Origin of the sequence: Streptococcus oralis (genome assembly GCF_001578705.1) — a bacterium.
GTDB lineage: Bacteria > Bacillota > Bacilli > Lactobacillales > Streptococcaceae > Streptococcus > Streptococcus oralis_J.
Window position 1 is genome coordinate 1,064,547 of sequence record NZ_KQ969037.1, and the last position, 18,583, is coordinate 1,083,129.

18 protein-coding genes and 1 other RNA gene are annotated in these 18,583 nt (G+C 43.0%); 2 read left to right on the top strand and 17 right to left on the bottom strand.

The annotated features are described in order from the left end of the window. Positions 1-27: 27 nt before the first annotated feature. From tig to SORDD05_RS05430, 17 genes are all read right to left on the bottom strand, one after another. On the bottom strand, positions 28-1,311 hold the full coding sequence (tig, locus tag SORDD05_RS05350) for a trigger factor (protein ID WP_061417549.1): 1,284 nt from the start codon (positions 1,309-1,311) through the stop codon (positions 28-30). Positions 1,312-1,403: 92 nt separating this feature from the next. Then, positions 1,404-2,060 (bottom strand): DNA alkylation repair protein, encoded by a 657-nt coding sequence (locus SORDD05_RS05355; RefSeq protein WP_061417551.1) that lies wholly within the window; start codon positions 2,058-2,060, stop codon positions 1,404-1,406. Then, complete coding sequence (locus SORDD05_RS05360) at positions 2,061-2,693, bottom strand: response regulator transcription factor (protein WP_061417553.1); 633 nt, start codon at positions 2,691-2,693, stop codon at positions 2,061-2,063. It abuts the gene before it with no gap. Positions 2,694-2,703: 10 nt separating this feature from the next. After that, the gene (locus tag SORDD05_RS05365; RefSeq protein WP_061417555.1) at positions 2,704-3,702 is read right to left on the bottom strand and encodes an envelope stress sensor histidine kinase LiaS; all 999 of its coding nucleotides are present in this window, start codon (positions 3,700-3,702) and stop codon (positions 2,704-2,706) included. Beyond that, positions 3,699-4,397, bottom strand: a complete 699-nt coding sequence (liaF, locus tag SORDD05_RS05370; protein ID WP_061417557.1) for a cell wall-active antibiotics response protein LiaF — start codon at positions 4,395-4,397, stop codon at positions 3,699-3,701. The genes SORDD05_RS05365 and liaF overlap by 4 nt, the downstream gene beginning before the upstream one ends. A gap of 76 nt (positions 4,398-4,473) precedes the next feature. Continuing rightward, entirely contained in the window at positions 4,474-5,484 is a 1,011-nt protein-coding gene (fni, locus tag SORDD05_RS05375) for a type 2 isopentenyl-diphosphate Delta-isomerase (RefSeq protein WP_061417559.1), read from the bottom strand. After that, positions 5,468-6,475, bottom strand: coding sequence for a phosphomevalonate kinase (locus tag SORDD05_RS05380; protein WP_061417561.1), 1,008 nt, complete (start codon positions 6,473-6,475; stop codon positions 5,468-5,470). Before SORDD05_RS05380 ends, fni begins: the two co-directional genes overlap by 17 nt. Continuing rightward, complete coding sequence (gene mvaD, locus SORDD05_RS05385; RefSeq protein ID WP_061417566.1) at positions 6,462-7,415, bottom strand: diphosphomevalonate decarboxylase; 954 nt, start codon at positions 7,413-7,415, stop codon at positions 6,462-6,464. The genes SORDD05_RS05380 and mvaD overlap by 14 nt, the downstream gene beginning before the upstream one ends. Continuing rightward, positions 7,397-8,275: a mevalonate kinase gene (gene mvk / locus SORDD05_RS05390; RefSeq protein WP_061417568.1), complete on the bottom strand. Its 879-nt coding sequence runs from the start codon at positions 8,273-8,275 to the stop codon at positions 7,397-7,399. The genes mvaD and mvk overlap by 19 nt, the downstream gene beginning before the upstream one ends. A 117-nt stretch (positions 8,276-8,392) precedes the next feature. Continuing rightward, positions 8,393-9,373 (bottom strand): N-acetylmuramoyl-L-alanine amidase family protein, encoded by a 981-nt coding sequence (locus SORDD05_RS05395; RefSeq protein WP_061417570.1) that lies wholly within the window; start codon positions 9,371-9,373, stop codon positions 8,393-8,395. A 99-nt stretch (positions 9,374-9,472) separates the two neighbouring features. Further along, positions 9,473-10,162 (bottom strand): response regulator transcription factor, encoded by a 690-nt coding sequence (locus SORDD05_RS05400; RefSeq protein ID WP_061417572.1) that lies wholly within the window; start codon positions 10,160-10,162, stop codon positions 9,473-9,475. A gap of 11 nt (positions 10,163-10,173) precedes the next feature. Further along, positions 10,174-11,598 (bottom strand): NADP-dependent phosphogluconate dehydrogenase, encoded by a 1,425-nt coding sequence (gndA, locus tag SORDD05_RS05405; RefSeq protein WP_050219820.1) that lies wholly within the window; start codon positions 11,596-11,598, stop codon positions 10,174-10,176. A 75-nt stretch (positions 11,599-11,673) separates the two neighbouring features. After that, positions 11,674-13,113 carry a cell division site-positioning protein MapZ gene (gene mapZ / locus SORDD05_RS05410; protein ID WP_061417574.1) on the bottom strand — a complete coding sequence of 480 codons (1,440 nt, stop codon included), beginning with the start codon at positions 13,111-13,113 and terminating at the stop codon, positions 11,674-11,676. A gap of 12 nt (positions 13,114-13,125) precedes the next feature. Further along, positions 13,126-14,283 (bottom strand): THUMP domain-containing class I SAM-dependent RNA methyltransferase, encoded by a 1,158-nt coding sequence (locus SORDD05_RS05415; protein ID WP_061417577.1) that lies wholly within the window; start codon positions 14,281-14,283, stop codon positions 13,126-13,128. Positions 14,284-14,366: 83 nt separating this feature from the next. Further along, positions 14,367-14,748, bottom strand: an RNA gene (rnpB, locus tag SORDD05_RS05420) — RNase P RNA component class B. A 20-nt stretch (positions 14,749-14,768) separates the two neighbouring features. Further along, positions 14,769-15,098, bottom strand: a complete 330-nt coding sequence (gpsB, locus tag SORDD05_RS05425) for a cell division regulator GpsB (RefSeq protein WP_000146526.1) — start codon at positions 15,096-15,098, stop codon at positions 14,769-14,771. Positions 15,099-15,167: 69 nt separating this feature from the next. Further along, positions 15,168-15,695: an SLOG family protein gene (locus SORDD05_RS05430; RefSeq protein ID WP_061417579.1), complete on the bottom strand. Its 528-nt coding sequence runs from the start codon at positions 15,693-15,695 to the stop codon at positions 15,168-15,170. Positions 15,696-15,761: 66 nt separating this feature from the next. Here SORDD05_RS05430 and recU point away from each other — a divergent pair, with 66 nt between their 5' ends. Both recU and pbp1a read left to right on the top strand, forming a co-directional pair. Continuing rightward, entirely contained in the window at positions 15,762-16,358 is a 597-nt protein-coding gene (gene recU / locus SORDD05_RS05435) for a Holliday junction resolvase RecU (protein WP_000248771.1), read from the top strand. After that, positions 16,355-18,502, top strand: coding sequence for a penicillin-binding protein PBP1A (gene pbp1a, locus SORDD05_RS05440; RefSeq protein ID WP_061417581.1), 2,148 nt, complete (start codon positions 16,355-16,357; stop codon positions 18,500-18,502). Before recU ends, pbp1a begins: the two co-directional genes overlap by 4 nt. The last annotated feature ends 81 nt before the right edge of the window (positions 18,503-18,583 follow it).

Genomic DNA, 18,583 nt, shown 5'->3' on the forward strand with positions numbered 1-18,583 from the left:
GTCAGGTGGGCTTTTTATCTTTTAAGATTATTTTACTGTTGCAGTGCTTGTGATCAATTCAACAGCTTTTTTGATTGCGATATCATGTTTCAACATATCTGCTGAAAGCAAGTTTTGAACTTGTGCCACTTCCATGTTGTAAGTTGCTGCCAATTGTTCGATTTCTTTTTGGATTTCTTCTTCAGTAGCGTCAAATCCTTCAGCCTTGGCAACTGCTTCGATTACAAGGTTAGTCTTAGTACGTGACTCAGCTTCTGCTTCGTATTGTTTGTGAAGGTCTTCTTGAGTAGTTCCAGTGATTTGGAAGTACATGTCAGGGTTGATACCTTGACGTTGCAAGTTTCCAAGGAATTCGTTTACTGAGCGGTGAACTTCTTCGTGGATCATTTCCTCTGGAAGTTCTACGATTTCAGCGTTTTCTACAGCTTTATCGATTGCTGCACCTTCAAGGGCATCTTTGTATGCTTCTTCTTTTGAAGCAGCCAATTCCTTACGGTATTTTTCTTTCAATTCAGCAAGTGTTTCCACTTCTTCGTCGATGTCTTTTGCAAGTTCATCATCAAGAGCTGGAACTTCTTTAGCTTTAACTTCGTGGATAGTTGTTACGAATTTCGCTTCTTTACCTGCAAGATCTTCTGCTTGGTAGTCTTCTGGGAATGTTACGATAACGTCAACCGTTTCGCCAGCTGAGTGTCCAACCAATTGGTCTTCGAAACCAGGGATGAATTGACCTGATCCAAGTCCAAGTGAGAAGTTTTCACCTTTCCCGCCGTCAAATTCAACACCGTCGATAGAACCAACGAAGTCAATGACAACAGTATCGCCATTTTCAGCAGCAGCTTCCTTGATAACCAATTCAGCCAAGTTGTTGCGTTCGCGTTCGATACGTTCTTCAACGTCAGCGTCTGTTACTTCTTTTTCTACATCTACTGATACTTCAAGGTTTTTGTAGTCACCCAATTTTACTTCAGGTTTTGTCACGACTTCAGCAGTGATGACCCAGTCTTGACCTTTTTCCATTGAAGTCACGTCAATTTTTGGTTGCGCAACCACTTCAAGACCAGCTTCTTTTACAGCTGCTTCATAAGCGTTTGGCAAAAGAGCGTTCAACACATCTTGGTAAAGTGTTTCTTCACCAAATTTTTTATCAAAGATAGGACGTGGAAGGTGACCTTTACGGAAACCTGGAACGTTAAGAGTTTTCTTTACTGAGTTAAATACACGATCCACTTCTGGTTTGATTTGGTCTTGAGAGATAGTGAAAGTCAAGACACCACGGTTTGTTTCTTTGTTTTCAAATGATACAGACATTCTGTCATTTCTCCTTAAAATTTTTTAAATACAGTCTATTATAACATAAACGGGCGACTTTTTTCAAGTAATGAATACGCTTTTCAACGATGCTAAAGGTATTTGCTGGCTTCCTTGATACTAAGTTCAGCCATTTTTTCCTTGTTTTTTTCGATAAAACTTGCTACCCAGTCTGGATTGGTTTTGGAGTAGTCTCTTAGTGCCCAGCCGATGGCTTTGTTAATAAAAAATTCTGTCTGGTCCAGATTGTTGAGCAGGATTTTTTCCATCAGTCGGACATCGGTTTTCTCTTTTCTTAACAACTGGTGATCAATAGCGACGCGTCTCAGCCATATATTGTCTGATAGGCTCCATTTTAAAATCACTTCTTCAAGTTCCGGATGGTCGGCTACCAAACTCCCTACTACTCGGTCTAGGATATCTACCGTGTCCCACCAAGACTTGGTCACGACTAGATGCTCAAGCTTAGGCAAATCATCCTTCGTTAGATAAGACTGCATGGCTTTCAAATAGTTGGCCGCCACATATTGGTATTCTCTAGGTTCCTTTTCCCAGCAAGTGTCCACAAAATCCCAATCGATGATCTTTGTTTTTTTCGCACTTGGAAAGTATTTTTTATAAAGGACATTTCTTTCAGGAGCTGCAATACCTAGAAAGGAAAATTGATGGCGCATATAGGCTTCCATGGGGCCTGCTTTTTCTGGATTTTTTGCCGCTTCTAGCTTCTCAACTATATCTGCAAGACTCATCTAAAAGTCCTCCTGCCCTACCAAGTGGTGCTGAAAGGCATAGACTGCAGCCTGGGTGCGATCACTGACCTCAAGCTTGGATAGGATATTTGACACATGGGTCTTGACTGTCTTAAGGGAGATAAAGAGCTCATCTGCAATGCGCTGATTTTCATAGCCCTTAGCAATCAGTTGAAGCACGTCTCGCTCACGCGCAGTCAGTTCTTCATGAAGTTCGATATGATTGCGGTGGTATTCGACCTTCTTGCTGACCTCTTGTTCAATAGCAAGCTCACCAGCAGCAACCTTACGAACAGCATGGAGCAGTTCGTCTGCACTGGAAGTTTTGAGCATATAGCCTTTAGCACCCGCGTTCAAGACCGGCATGATTTTTTCATTGTCCAAATAAGATGTCACAATCAAAATCTTGGCTTCAGGCCATTCTTTGAGGATGGTTAAGGTAGCATCAATCCCATTCATCTCAGGCATAACAATATCCATGACAATAACATCTGGACGCAGTTCCAAGGCCAAGGAAATCCCTTGAACACCGTTGGCCGCCTCGCCCACAACTTCTACATCTTCTTGAAGGTCAAAGTAGCTTTTCAAGCCCAATCGGACCATTTCATGGTCATCTACCAGTAAAATTTTCATCTATACTCCTTTATAATTCCTTATCTAGCAAGGGAATACGGATATCAACCGCCAGTCCTTGCTTAGGTGCTGTCAAGAGTTGAACCGTTCCTGCCATATCCTCGACCCGCTCCTTGATATCTCGCAGTCCATAACTCAAGTCATCTAAGCTCCCTAACTGGAAACCAATCCCATTGTCCACCACCTTCAGCTGCAATTCAACATCTGTCTGATAGAGATAAACATCTAAACAAGATGCCTGGGCATGGCGGAGGGTATTGCTGATCAACTCCTGCAATATACGGAAGATATGCTCTTCGATTTTCTTAGGCAATTTAGACACATTTTGCTTGAGACTGACCTTGAGATCGCTCTTGTCCTCAAGCTCTTTTAAGAGGATTTGAATCCCCTCAACCAAACTCTTCTCTTCCAACTCAACTGGTCGCAAATGCAAGAGCAAGACCCGCAGATCTTTCTGGGCTGTTTCGAGGATGGCCGCGACACTTTGCAACTGGGTCTGCATCTTTTCTCTATCAAGCTTCAAAGCCTGCTGGCTGACACCTGATAAAATCATATGGGCCGCAAACAACTCCTGACTAACCGTATCGTGTAAGTCACGTGCTATCCGCTTCCGTTCTTTCTCGATGATTGCTTCTTCCTTGACCAGGCTTTGATTTTCAGCCTTTTGAACAGCCTCTGTCAAGAGGTTGAGCTTGCCAGATAAGGACTTGAAACTGGCATCCAAATCTGGATCTGCAAAGGAAATTACCTCTTTTCCTGCTAATAAGCGCTTGAGATTGACCTGCATTTTTCTGCGAGAGACTTCTTCTATCACTCGCCAAAATAGGACAAAAAAGAAGGTCATGGAAAGGCTAAAGACAAAGATCAAAAAAATTAACTTTTCAGTTTTCTCGATATCTTGTAGCAAATAGGGCCAGTCTAGTTCAAAAATATCAAGCAGACTATTGGTCAAAAAGAGGATAAAGAGGAGAGAAGTCAGCCCGATTAACAGATAGGATTGCTTTTTCATCCTCTGACCACCTCCACATCTCCAATCATACTGGTTAGGAAAATTTTGACGCTCTTGTTACTCTTGAGATAGTCCCTGGTTTCCTGGTGATAGTGTTCATTGCGTAGGGCTCGCTTGGGTTGATGGAGGAAAGTTAGATCCCCATAAAGACAGTTGACACTGAGACTGATTTCCACATCTACAGGTACGATAATCCTAGTCGTTCCGACCATCTTTCTAAGGATAATGACATTGTCATGATTGGTTAGGATAACTCTTTCTAGATGAATGGTATCCTTACCCATGAGGCGAAAGAGATTGATATCATCAAACTGGCAGGTCTGGTGACTAGAAAAATGATGGAGATTGCCAAACCAGCGATTCTTTTCATTTTTAACCGTCACTACCTCTTCAAAGACCAAGTCGGTCTCCTCTCTCTCTTGATTCATCATTGGATAGAGAAGAAAGAGGCTGTATATGACTGCTACAAAGATAGCTAAAATCACAAAGGGATTGAGCATGACGATGAAAAAGAAAAGAATGGTCGCCACAAGGAGGAGGAAGTTATTGCCCTCTTTACCTGTATAATAGCGTATCAGGAGAAGAAAGAGGAAGAGAATCAGCAGAAAACGCGAAAAATGCTCTGATACCATCAAAATCAGAGCTCCCGTCAACAGACAGGCTTCAATAAATAAAAAGATTTGAAATTTTTTCATAGCTGCATCCTCTCTTTTCTATTTTATCACAATTCAAAAAAGTCACCTCGGTCTGAGGATGGAAAAAAGGCGGTGGTTACGCCTTTTTCATCTGATCCTTTGCCTCTTTTAATTTTCCATAGAGAAGATAGTCTACTTTTTGCAGATCAGCTATGGTGGCACAATTAAGGGCACACATGATCAAACGCAGATCTTCTTTCCATCCTTGGACAATCGCAATCACCTCTTCGACTGAGTGATTTTCTACTAGCTCTAACATGGTTCGTGACAATCCCACAGCCTTGGCTCCAAAGACCAAGCACTTAATCATATCAAGTGGGTTCCGAACGCCTCCACTGACCAAGAGCTCGACCTTGTCTTTCCAGTCTTGGGCATTGAGAAGGGCTTGCATGGTAGACTGGCCCCATTGATTGAGGTAATCACGCTGACCACTGCGACGGTTTTCGATATAGGCAAAACTGGTGCCACCACGACCTGACAGGTCAAAGGTTCGAACTCCTAGTTCATAGGCTCTCCCGATAGTCTTCACATCCATCCCAAAACCCACTTCCTTTAAAATGATTGGAACGGGGATTTGCTTGCTATAGTCTGCTAGATGCGATTGCCAGCTTCTAAACTTTCGTTCTCCCTCAGGCATGAGTAATTCCTGCATGACATTGACATGCACTTGTAAAAGTAAAGGATTCATCTCCGTCACAGTCTGAAGTCCTAACTCAACAGGTTTGTCCAATCCAATATTGGTTCCAAGGAGGAGATTTGGATGGCTAGATTTGACAGAAAAAGTATCATCTGTTGGATCCTTGAGGGCTGCGCTATAAGAACCCGTCACAAACAAAATCCCACAGGCTTCTGCTACCTGAGCCAGTTTTTGATTGATTTCTTTACCTTTTTCGCTCCCACCCGTCATGGCATTGATGTAAAAAGGAAAGTCCCACTTGCGACCTGCAAATTCTGTAGACAAATCAATTTCATCTAGGTCATAGAGCGGTAGCGAAGAGTGGATTAACTCAACCTCATCAAAGCTATTATAGGAGCTTTTTTGCTCAAGGGCATAGCGGATGTGCTCATCCTTACGATTCGTCGTCATGTCCTGTCCTTTCTTGGTATAAGAGCTCAATCCCCAGATTGGCCCAACGGTTTTTTAGGGTTTCAGTTGATTGCGCATCAAAACTCAAGGCAATACCACAGTCACCGCCACCAGCGCCACTGCTTTTGGCAACAGCTTGCAAACCTTGGCTTGCTTCTTTCAGCTGTCTAAGCGAAGGCGTGTAAATATCTGTGCTCAAGCCTTCTAAAAGCTGGCTGGCTGTTTCCACCTGCTCGATAATTTTTTCTGCTTTCCCCTGTTCCAAGGTTTCTACCAAAGTAGCTACTGTTGCTTTTGAGGAAGCTAAAAAGTTCTGGTCGATGTTTTGCTTGATTTGCTGGATCATGTCACTCGATACAGCCACTTCCTTGGTCCATCCCACTAGGAAATCACATTCTAGAGCTGGTTGCACTTGTGAGATCGAAAAGCCCCAATCACGCTCCAAAACCGTCGCCAAGTTTTCTTCTTCCAACCAAGCGGCTACCTTCTGGCGATCAAAAGACTGGTAGAGAACCAAATCCTCTGCCACAATACAGGCAAGGTCTCCCATAGAACCATTGTCTCCTCGCTTGAGCAAGACCGCGCTAGCCAGCTTGAACAAGAGATCCTGTTCAATTGAAAGATGATACAGAGCCAGCAGAGCCTTGACAACCAAAATAACGACGCTGCCACTAGAGCCTAGACCAAACTTTTTCCCTTCTCGTTCCATTTTGCCATGAATTTCTAGGGAAAAAGGTCGCAAAGTCTGACCACGATCAGCGAGGAAGTCATTCATCAAAGCAATTGTTTCTTGAATCAAACTATAGGAAGGATTTGGCGTCAAATCCACTGCAAAATCAAACAGATCTGAATAGAGACGGTAGCTGTCAGAAAAAGTAATCTCAGCCCTCATATAGATGGGAATGTCCTTTATCAAGGCCAACTGTCCTGGCTCTAGAATAGCATACTCACCTGCCCAATAGAGTTTCCCGCAAGTTTTAACAGCAATCATCTTGGCTCAAATCCTTTGTTTTTGACACAATCAAGCGATAACGTTGACCAAAGATTTCTGACAAATGCTCCAAGTCTTTCTCCTGACAGAGGACCTTGACATTGGGACCGGCATCCATGGTAAAGTAGCAAGCCTCGCCTTGCTCACGAAGTTGGCGGACAAAGTCCATCGCTTCATAAGTCGCATCTGTTAGATAAGAAAAGGCTGGCGATGCTGTTTTCGTCGTAGCGTGCATGGCTAGGGCATTTCTCTCCGTTAGTTCCCCAATCTTGGCAAAGTCATTCTCTTTGAGATAAACCAGCATATCTTGATAGTCTTTCTCAGACTGGCGCACCCAGTCATCAAAGGTCGTCGAGGTTTCCACACAGAGTTTCATCCCATCACGGCTAGAGATTGGTTTTTTCTTGTCCTCTAGCACCAACATAATCATAGCTAGTTTCAAGTCTGTCTCTACAGGGTAGATTTCCCCACTATCCTTATCCCAGGCACCTAGCGGTCCATAAAAACTGCGAGAGGAAGAACCTGAGGCAAACTTAGCCTCCTGTGCCAACTTGCTCCGATTCAAACCAAGCTGGAAATAAGCATTGCAAGCCTTGACCAAGGCGGACAAACCACTAGAACTAGAGGACAAGCCCGCTGCTGTAGGCATATTGTTTTGAGTGTCAATACGGACAAAGCCCTCACCTTCTGGGCGGTAACGGTCAATGATTTTGCTCATTTTGGCATGCTCAGCCTCATTTTGGAGCTGACCATTGATATAAAAGACATCAGCAGTCGCATCCGTCGGTAAAGGCGACAAGGTCGTCTCTGTGTACATATTTTCCAAAGTCAAAGAGATACTGCTAGTAGCAGGCACCATTTCTTTTTCTTTTTTCTTTCCCCAATATTTGATAATGGCAATATTTGCGTAGGAACGTACTGTTACAGGCTTTCGATCCATGTCTGAACAGCTCCTTTCTCTTCTAATCGTTTTGCTAGTTCTTGTGCTTGGTCCAGATTGGCTACCAAGGCGATAATACAGCCTCCTAGCCCACCACCACTCATCTTGGCACCCAGAGCACCATGGCTCAGAGCCGTTTCAACGAGGGAGTCTGCCTCAGGGCTACTAACACCAATTTCTTTTAAATGTAAATGCGCTTGACTGAGAATTTGTCCCAGCCCTTCAGCATCTTTTTGTCTAATTGCATCTTCTGCTTGCTGGGTCAATTCTCCCAAGGCATGCAAAAACGGTAGGGCATCCTTGCCCTTACTTTGAACCACTTGGATGGCTTCACGAGTGTGACCATAAACGCCTGTATCAGCAATCACCAAATAGGCCGATAGATCCATCTCAAGCTCTGTAAATCCTACATTCTTGATAAAGCGAATTGGTTGGTCACTGAGACAGGTCTTGGCATCCAAACCACTAGGATTCATATGAGCAATCATCTCAGCCCGATTGACCAAGATTTCTAGTACATCATGAGGCAGGTCGGCTTGATAGTAGTCAAAAACCGCACGAATGGCCGCTATGCTAATAGCCGCTGACGAACCCATTCCCCGTTTTTCAGGGATAGCCGAGTCAATCTCACAGCGAATGCAAGCTTCTTTGATATCCAAATACTCCAGCGAAGCATAAACTGCCATGGACAAAGTATCCTCCTCATAGAGACGCCACGGGCTTTCAGCAGGTACCACCTTACAAGTCACCTCCACCTCCAAAAGAGGCATGGAAATGGCAGGATAACCGTAAACGACCGCATGCTCCCCTATTAAAATAATCTTACTATGTGCCTGACCGACACCAACTTTTTTTGTCATGTTTTCCTTTAACTAGACGAAAAGACCGTCTCATTTCATACAGTAGTATTTTCTCCTATCTATTTTATTATATTTTCACAAAAAAAGCGATTGTTTCCTTCACAATCGCCTCTTTCATTATTGGACCCATTCGCCATTATAATTGACGTAGTAGCCTTCTATGGTCGTATTCACTGCTAAAGCACCTGAACTATAAGCGTAGTACCATTTACAATTGACCTGGAACCAGCCTGTCTTCATATCTCCATTACTTGCATTTAGATAATACCAAGTCGAACCTTCCTGATACCAACCGGTTGCCATAGCTCCTGATGAACGGAAGTAGTACCACTTGTTACCGACATAAGCCCAGCCAGTTTTCATATCACCATTTGATTGGTCTAGGTAATACCAAGTTGAACCATCTTTAATCCAACTAGTTGCCATAGCTCCCGATGAGCGGAGGTAGTACCACTTATTACCTAGATATTGCCAACCAGTTTGCATAATACCAGTTGTTGGATCTAGGTAGTACCAAGTCGAATCATCGTTTATCCAACCCGCACGTCTTTCACCACCAAGGTAGTCTTTCCCTAAATGACCTGTTTTTGCTAGATAGTACCAGTTAGATTGATCGTAGAGCCAACCTGTCTTTAAAGAATGATCTTCATTAAAGTAATAATTTGCTAATTTAAGAACTTCTGGGCCTTCAAAACCTTCACCATGTTTTTTACCAACAGTTAATGAATCTTTAACCTCTAATTGTTGCCAGCCAACAAATTCTTGTAGTACCCCATCCTGATCAAAGTAGTACCATTTATATTGAAGGCCAATTTCGAAAACTGGACGATTATCAAATAAATCATCACGATAACCCGTCCCAGGAATTTCTAAGTATTGCCAGCCAACTACCATTTCTCCATCATCACCAAAATAGTACATTTTCCCGTCAATCTTATGCCAATAGATTGCTTTATGGTCATCTTTTATATAGTATTTTCTATTGTCCTTATCAACAAACTGTCCACCTGTGGTATCCGCCAATACTGTACTTGTCGCTAACAAACCGAAGAAAAACACTGCTAGTCCAACTTGCATCATGATTTTAAATTTTTTCATTAGATCTTTCCCCCATAACTGATTGTAGCAAAGACTTTACCGTATGTCAATATATAGAAATTTCTCAAAAAAAGCAGTTACACAACTGCAACTGCTTTTCTATTCTTGCATGGTATACCCAACACCACGCACGGTTTTAATGTAGCTTTTTTGACCTTTTACATCAAGCTTGCTACGTAGATAACGGATATAAACATCCACGATATTGGTTTCTGTCGCACTTTCGTACTTCCAAACACTTTCCAATAACTGCTCACGAGTCAAGACCTTCTTGCTTCCCATGAGAGTGGCTAAAAGGTCATACTCACGGCGCGTCAGAGCAATCATCTCCTCGCCACGATAAACGGTATGATGTTCTACATCCATACGCAGATTGCGGTAAGACGTTGGGACCTTCATCTGACTACAGTGTTGGTCGATAAAGTCCCGACCTCGGAAAATCGCTGAAATACGAGCCACCAGCTGATCAATAATCACTGGTTTATAGATGTAAGAAACGGCGAAGCGCTGGATTGTCTCAATCTGGTCTTGCAATTCATCGCGATGGTCCAAGACCATGATCACTGAGGCTGGTTTTGTCCGACTCAGCTTGTCTGCAAAATCCTGGGCCGTCATATCCCCCAGACGAGCATTCAGTAAAATCAAGTCATAATCTGTCTGGAGAGCCATGGAGAGGGCTTTTTGCCCCTCCTCGACCAGATCAACACGGTATTGCTCTTTTTGGAGTTCCAGACTGAGAAAATGAGCGAGATTTCGTTCTTTCTCAAGTAATAAAATCCGTTTCCCCATGGCAGACCTACTTATTTTTCGTCATACCAAGAGTAGTGGAATGTTCCTTCTTTGTCTTTACGTTGGTAAGTGTGGGCACCAAAGTAGTCACGTTGCGCTTGGATCAAGTTTGCAGGAAGGTCTGCTGAACGATAGCTATCAAAGTAAGTAATAGCTGCTGAGAAGGTTGGCACTGGCACACCAGCTTGAACAGCAAGAGCTACGATATCACGCACTGCTTGTTGGTACTTGGCAGTGACATCCAAGAAGTACTCATCCAAGAGAAGGTTAGCAAGGTCTGCATCGCGGTTGTAGGCATCTGTGATCTTTTGCAAGAAACGAGAACGGATGATACAGCCATCACGCCAGATAGATGCGATATCCGCAAACGGCAAGTTCCAGTTATTTTCTTTAGAAGCCACACGCAATTGAGCAAAACCTTGTGCATATGAGATAATTTTTGAGAAGTAAAGGGCTTGACGAATCTTTTCAATCAACTCAGCCTTGTCTCCTTCAAATTTGAAGGTAGCTGGCTTTGGAAGAACCTTGCTGGCATGTACACGTTCTTCTTTGTAAGTTGAGATATAGCGAGCAAATACTGACTCAGTGATCAGTGACAATGGTACACCAAGGTCAAGTGATGATTGGCTAGTCCATTTACCAGTTCCCTTGTTACCTGCAGCATCAAGGATGTAGTCTACGATTGGTCCATCTTGACCTTCATCGTCTTTACGGCTCAAGATATCAGCTGTGATTTCGATCAAGTAGCTGTCCAATTCACCCTTGTTCCACTCAGTAAAGATTTCGGCCATGTCTTCTGCAGAAAGGCCAAGCAAGTGTTGCATCAAGTCATAGCTTTCTGCAATCAATTGCATGTCACCATACTCGATACCGTTGTGAACCATTTTCACATAGTGACCAGCTCCATCAGGACCGATGTAAGTCACACATGGTTTGCCATCTTCTGGTGCTTTAGCTGAGATTTCTTCAAGAACATCCGCAACCAATTCGTAGGCTTCTTTTTGTCCACCAGGCATGATAGAAGGACCTTCAAGGGCACCTTTTTCACCACCAGAAACCCCAGTACCGATAAAGTTGATACCTGAGTTTGCCAATTCTTCATTACGACGGATGGTATCTTTGTAGAAAGTGTTTCCTCCATCGATCAAGATATCACCCTTGTCGAGGTGGGGAAGAAGAGCTTGGATAGTTGCATCTGTACCAGGTCCAGCTTGAACCATCAGCATGATACGACGAGGTTTTTCGATTGAGTTTACAAAACTTTCAACGTCATAGCTTGGTACAAAGTTCTTTTCAGGATGGCAGGCAATTACGTCTTCTGTTTTTTCTTTACTACGGTTGTAAATGGCAACTGTATAACCACGAGATTCGATATTTAGGGCAAGGTTACGACCCATTACGGCCATACCAACGACACCAAAGTTAGCTTTTGTCATGTGACACTCCTCTTGTTTAATATGTTTTATTTTATCATTTTTACCTATGAAAGGAAAGAATTTTGTAACGGACTCCTAGTAATCCAAATCATCTGCGTGACCAGCTCCATTACCGACAAAGTATCCAGTCTTACAGTTAAGAGTGAAAAGATAGGTTCCATCTGGTTTGTAGAGGTTGTAATAACCATTTCCGTTTACGATATTGACCCGTTCTAGGATATATTGATTACCAGTGATATAACCACGAGCGCGTGATGTTGCTAGGATTTGTTCCAAAACACCATCAGCAAAATTCCAGGCAGGGTTATTGCTATCCTCTACAGCTGATTGATTGTACGGTACACGACTAGCACTTCTTTGAAGATTGACACCATCGCTAGACAAACCTCCGTTTTCTGGTCTGCTGGCAGGTGCTGAACTCGATGAAGCAGACGAACTGCTCGTACTGCTATCAGTCGTTGTACTTGAACTTTCTTGGCTACTGCTACTTGAACTAGAACTAGAGGCGCTTGTTTGCTGGCTCTTACCAAGGCTAATGGCCTTATCTAACAGTTTATCTAGCTCTGTATTTCCTGTTTTAATTTCTGTAAATTTAGCATCTGCCTTGACCTTTGAATTGGTATCCAAGACACCATCAGTAATTGCTGGAGTTTCAAACTGATTATTCACTTCTTGCACAGCCTTGATTTGAGTTTCTAAACTATCATACTTAGATTTTGCAAGGGTATACTCTCGACTGCCTTCGAGTTTATCTAGTTGAGCCTTGAGTTGGTTCAACTTGTCAAACTGACTATTTTTCAAGGCTGTTTTATTAGCATCCGTATAAAAGGCATCGTAGAGGGCATTAAACTCTTGTAGGGCTGTTTGTGTTTCTTGATTACTAGAAGAAGACTGGATGGCTTGGTTGGAGCGATTTACTTGACGATAGATATAGTAACTACCTGCCAAGATAAGGGCTGCTGCCAAGGCTGAACCGATAACAAACACGCGCTTCTTTTTAGAATTAGAAACTGTTTCTGATTCTGCCTGAGCTGAGCGTGAAAGTAGAGCCGTCTCTTCCTCTTCTTTCTCATCAGCAACCTCTGCTGGCGTTTGCTTTTCCAACACAAGCGGTTCCAAGTCTTGATTTTCTTCTCCCAAAGGAGGCAAAATCACATCCGAGCTTGTAGTTTCCACTGAGTCTGACACCGTTTCTTCTGAAACTGTATCGGGTTCCTCCATGATTGACGCCGACTCTTCAGTGATTTCTGAGACTTCCTGTGTCAATTCTTCTTGAGCCTGAGCTTCCTGCAGTTCTTCTTTTTTAAATTGACGTGTTTCAAACTTGTCCGCCTCGATTTCCTCGCGGTGCTGTTTGATGTATTTATCCAAGATATTGTCCTCAGGCAATACTCCAGCTTCAACTTCTTCATTTTTACGGATGACTTGACCAACTGTCAGATCTTTCGCCTCGTCAAAATCAAATTTGGACTCTTGATGCTCTTTTTTATGACGATTGTGTCTTTTTTTACTCATCTGTCTTCCTTTCTACTTTACCTCTTGGCGCTTCACACGCTGACCAAAGTATTGATACAAATCCACTTTTAAGGTTCCGTTATAAAGTTTGCGCTTTTTATCCGCTGGACTTCCGTACTTACTTTCAAAAGCTTCGTCACTCGTCAGGATAAATTTGCTCCAGGTTTTCAATGGCGCAAAGACCTGTCCCATTTCTGCATAGAGCTTGGTTACTCCTGCATCATCTGACAAGCGTTCCCCATATGGTGGATTGGAAATGATGACACCATTTACCTTGTCTGAGCGCAAGTCCTGTACCCGCATTTGTTTAAAAGTGATGTCACCTGACACACCTGCTGCTTGGGCATTGGCTTTAGCAATTTCAACCATACGAGCGTCTATATCACAGCCCATGATATCCAGTTCAAGTTCACGGTCAATTTTCTTGGCAGCATCAGTACGCACTTCTTGAATTAACCGATCGCTGACCCAGTTCCATTCCTCAAAAGCAAAGGAACGGCGAAGCCCCGGCGCCATCTTTCTAGCCATCATAGCCGCCTCGATACAGAAAGTTCCTGAACCACAGGTCGGATCGATCAAGGGCTTGTCTGGATACCAGTTAGAGAGTTGTAAAATGGCTGCTGCCATGTTTTCCTTGATAGGCGCTCCACCCTTTTCCGTACGATAACCACGTTTAAAAAGGCTAGAACCTGTCGTGTCAATCATGACAGTCGCCACATCTTTAAGGATGGACACCTCTATCTTAAACTCGGGACCAGTTTCCATCAAGGGAACCCCTTCTGGACGGGCATAGTGCTTTTGCAGTTTCTTCACAACCGCCTTCTTAGAAATAGCCTGAACACTAGGCTCATTGTGCAGTTTAGACTTGACACATTTGGCCTTTGAAATAGGGAAACGTGCCCCAAGCGGGAGATAGTTTTCCCAATCTAGAGCAAAAACGCCTTGAAAAAGCTCTTCAAAGGTCTTAGCTGGAAAACTTCCGACTACAATCTTGATGCGATCAGCCGCACGAAGCCAAAGATTGGTCTCAATGATTGCCTTCACATCTCCTTGGAAGCGGACACGCCCATTTTCAACCTTGCAATCATAACCAAGGTCTCGCACCTCACGTCCAACGACAGCCTCAAGACCCGCCGCAGCAGTTGCGATTAAATTAAATTGTTCTTTCATTTCTAGTCTTGCAAGACCTTTCTCTTGTTCACTTTAAAAAATGAGGTTGAGAAAAAATTCTCAGCCCCAACCTATATGCAATTTTCTATAAGCCATGTTTTGTTCCAGAAGTGACTAGGACCACTTCCTTCGATAATCATCTGTCTACCGCTAACAGCCTATAACTGATAGCAGTCAGAGTACTACGTTCGTTTCCGTGCACTCCATGCCCCGACCAAAATTTGGGTTGCTAGCTTGAGGGGTTTACCGCGTTCCACTCTCTCCGTTTCCAGAAAGACTCCGTCACTGTGGCACTTTCAAGCCTACTCTGACCTATCCAAAGACTTAGCCATTTCGACTGCCGTAACGATCTCTCGTCCCTAGGCTTATGGTTTCGCCTAGCACAAACACTACAGGCATCACAGCCTGTGCTAGCATGGACTTTCCTCATGAAAAGGGATTCTCTTCACGCGATTATCCAAAAATTGCATCTAATAGACACCTAATTATAACTCAGAATTGTCTACAATTTGCTTACCGAATACTTCTTTTTCAAGTCGATTCAATCGTTTCAAAATATCAAAATTTGTCATTGGAGTAGAACTTGTTACTTCGATAGAACTTTGTTGAGTAGAACTTGCCTGTGGCTTGTTAGACAATTCCTCCTTCAAATCAGCAATCTCCTGACGAAGAGATTTGACCAAAGCTGCGTAAGTCTCATAATCCTTGATCACATCATCTAGGAACTCGTCTACCTCTGCCTTACTATATCCGCGAACTTCACGTCCAAACTCTTGTTCAAAAATATCTTTTGCTGAAAAAATAATACTTGCCATTTCTCTCTCCATTCTTGATTGCTATTCTTATTATATAAAAAAAGACAAACAAAAATCAAGGTCAAAGCCTCACTTTTCGGAAAAATTTTCCACTATTTCGTTCAGATCCTCAAATGTTAATCTTTTTGTAACATAGCCTTCTTGATTTTTCATCATCTGGTAAAAATACTGTAACTTGGTTTCATTTTCTTCGTCATAAAACAGGTAGCATCCATCCGTATTTTCCAGCAGAAATTTCTGATAATCACGTAGTTGCCCCTTGTGCTCATATTGTGGATAGGCATATTTGACAAAGTCAACCTGCTTAAACTCACTGAGTTTGATTTGATTGGCTTCATTCCAGTTACTACCATGGGTTTCAAAATCGAAAATGGTCGCCAGCTGAAATCCATAGTCTGCTTGCATGTCTTTTGCCACTTGAAGCACCCAGTACTCAAAGCCCAGAGTCCCTGTAAAGACAAGCCAGGTCACCCCTTCTTCTGCTAGACGTTCTAGGTCTCTCCGAATGGCTGTTTTGATAATATCAACGCGAATATCTTTGTCATTAAAGAGACTAAGGTCGAAGGCTGAATAGCCTAAAATCAAGGCTGTTGTCATTTTTAACCCTTTCTTTGTAAATTTATGATATAATAGAGTGATGTTATTGTACCAATAAGGAGAATTATGGTCAACTATCCACATAAACTTTCATCACAGAAGAGACAAGCGCCCCCGTCACAAACTAAAAATTTCGCAAATCGGGGAATGTCTTTTGAAAAGATGATCAACGCTACGAACGACTACTATTTGTCGCATGGGTTAGCAGTTATTCACAAGAAACCGACTCCCATCCAAATCGTACGTGTTGATTATCCCCAACGAAGTCGTGCTAAGATTGTTGAAGCCTACTTTAGACAGGCCTCAACGACTGACTATTCAGGAGTTTATGATGGATACTACATCGACTTTGAAGCAAAGGAAACCAGGCAAAAACATGCGATTCCGATGAAGAATTTTCATCTCCATCAGATCCAGCATATGGAACAAGTTCTTGCCCAGCAAGGAATCTGCTTTGTCCTCCTTCACTTTTCTTCTCAGCAAGAAACCTACTTATTGCCGGCCATTGATTTGATTCGTTTCTATCATCAAGATATGGGACAAAAGTCAATGCCACTTGGATATATTCGAGAAAATGGATATAGGATTGAGCCTGGTGCCTTTCCACAGATTCCCTATCTCGAAGTTATCAAAGAACATTTACTAGGTGGTAAAATAAGATGAACAAACAAACTTTCCTGCGAATAGTTAAGTATGTCAGTATCTGCCTCTTGACTGTATTTATCGCAGCTATTATGCTAGGTGGAGGCCTTTTTCTCTACTATGTAAGCAAGGCTCCGGCTCTATCCGAAAGCAAACTAGTCGCTACAACGTCTAGTAAGATCTATGACAGCAAAAATGAACTTATCGCTGATCTGGGTTCTGAGCGCCGTGTCAATGCACAGGCTAATGAAATCCCTACGGAGCTGGTCAATGCAATTGTCTCTATTGAAGATCATCGTTTCTTCAGTCACCGAGGAGTAGATACGATTCGTATCCTAGGCGCTTCCTTACGAAACCTCCGTGGTGGGGGTGGTCTTCAAGGTGGTTCTACCTTGACACAACAGTTGATTAAACTAACCTATTTCTCAACATCAACATCTGATCAAACACTTTCACGTAAGGCACAGGAAGCTTGGCTAGCCGTTCAGCTAGAACAAAAAGCGACCAAACAAGAGATCCTAACTTACTACATCAACAAGGTCTATATGTCCAACGGAAATTACGGGATGCAAACGGCAGCCCAAAACTACTATGGTAAAGACCTCAAAGATTTAAGTCTACCTCAATTGGCTCTCCTAGCTGGAATGCCTCAGGCTCCAAATCAATATGATCCCTATTCTCATCCAGAAGCGGCACAAGAACGCCGTGACCTTGTCCTCTCGGAAATGAAAAGTCAAGGCTACATTTCTGCTGAACAATACGAAAAAGCCATTAACACTCCCATTACAGATGGACTGCAGAGCCTCCGTTCTGGAAACAACTATCCAGCCTATATGGATAATTATCTCAAAGAAGTAATCGACCAAGTCGAACAGGAAACTGGTTACAACCTTTTGACAACAGGAATGGAAGTTTATACCAATGTTGATCCAGCCGTTCAACAACGTCTCTGGGATATCTACAATACCGACGAATACGTTAATTATCCAGATGATGAGTTGCAAGTAGCTTCTACCATCGTTGATGTCACAAACGGAAAGGTGATTGCCCAGCTAGGTGCACGCCATCAATCAAGCAATGTTTCCTTCGGTATGAACCAAGCTGTTGAAACCAACCGTGACTGGGGTTCAACCATGAAACCCATCACAGATTACGCGCCAGCCTTGGAGTATGACATCTACGACTCAACTGCTGCTATCGTTCATGACGTACCTTATAACTATCCTGGGACCAACACCCCTGTCTACAACTGGGATAAGAGTTACTTTGGAAACATCACGTTGCAGTATGCTCTTCAACAATCACGGAACGTTACAGCTGTAGAAACTTTGAATAAAGTCGGTTTGGATAGAGCCAAAACCTTCCTAAATGGACTCGGTATTGACTACCCAGATATACACTATGCCAACGCGATTTCAAGTAACACAACAGAATCTAACAAAAAGTATGGGGCAAGCAGTGAAAAAATGGCCGCAGCCTATGCTGCCTTTGCCAATGGCGGTATTTACCATAAGCCAATGTACATCAACAAAATCATCTTTAGTGATGGTAGTTCAAAAGAGTTTTCTGATTCAGGAACACGCGCTATGAAAGAAACAACTGCCTACATGATGACAGAGATGATGAAAACAGTTCTGACTTATGGAACAGGACGTGGAGCCTACCTATCATGGTTACCACAAGCTGGTAAGACTGGTACATCAAACTATACAGATGATGAAATTGAGAAATACATTAAGAACTCTGGTTATGTAGCTCCAGACGAAATGTTTGTCGGCTATACTCGTAAATATTCAATGGCTGTCTGGACCGGTTACTCTAACCGACTTACTCCTATCGTTGGTGATGGCTTCTACGTTGCTGCTAAGGTCTATCGTTCGATGATGACCTACCTCTCAACAGATGACCATCCAGGGGATTGGACCATGCCTGAAGGCCTTTACAGAAGCGGAGAATTTGTCTTTAAGAATGGAGCACGCAATACGTGGACCCCTTCATCATCTACACAACAAAGTTCGACATCTGAAAGTTCTAGCTCAACATCTGAGAGCTCGACTTCTCAGTCAAGCGCAACTTCTCCAAGCACAAGTCAAACGCAGACGATTCCTCAACAATCAGGCACTGCACCTGCTGAGCAAAACCAACCAAGTCAACCGCAACAATAAGCAAAATCCTGAGAATTTTACTTCTCAGGATTTTTATTCTTTATAGCTCAATAGTTTATTCCAACAGCACCATAACTCTTT